Consider the following 583-nt stretch of genomic DNA (forward strand, 5'->3'; position numbering starts at 1 on the left):
GTGGAGTTCATCACATCCTGGCTGTCGTTCATCATGTAGGGGATGCCGATGCCCCAGAACCGGTGCAGCACACTTTCGTAGGGAACAAACTTGTAGGGGATCGCTTCCGGCTTCAACGGGTTGAGCCGTGCCATGATCATCCGGCCATCGCAGATCCAGATGTTGGCCTGGTACTCGGCCTGCTCATCGATGTCGGTAACGCCGTATTCTTTCAGCTGCTGGCCATCCACCGGCCCCCAGTACTCGAGGACATCAAAACGGTTAGGTGTCACATGCTGCTCATCGTTGTCGTTGATATTACGCAGCTCTCGTTCGTAATCTTCAGGGACATGGTTCCCCTGGGGAGACTCCATAAGAATGGCGTGAATGGTCTCGGTCTCGAAACCGTGACTCCCTGCCAGTTCCCGTAGCTCATGTTTGGTCAGCACATGGCGGCGGAACAGATCGTTGGGCTTGCCGGGATCGTGGGAATAGGGATCGGGAAACAGATCAAAGACACTGGCCCATTCAATATCCGGCTCAATGCTCTGGCGCTCGATCAGTTTCCACTCATCACCCTCGCTCTCCCACTTCTCATGGTTGC

At 55.2% G+C, this 583-nt stretch carries 1 protein-coding gene; it reads right to left on the minus strand.

Going from position 1 to position 583, the window contains the following annotated elements; all coding sequences use genetic code 11:
• The coding region (locus AK963_RS34360; protein WP_238593909.1) for a hypothetical protein at positions 1-428 on the minus strand (428 nt) is incomplete at its 3' end.
• Positions 429-583: the final 155 nt, after the last annotated feature.

It is taken from the genome of Endozoicomonas atrinae (assembly GCF_001647025.1).
GTDB lineage: Bacteria > Pseudomonadota > Gammaproteobacteria > Pseudomonadales > Endozoicomonadaceae > Endozoicomonas > Endozoicomonas atrinae.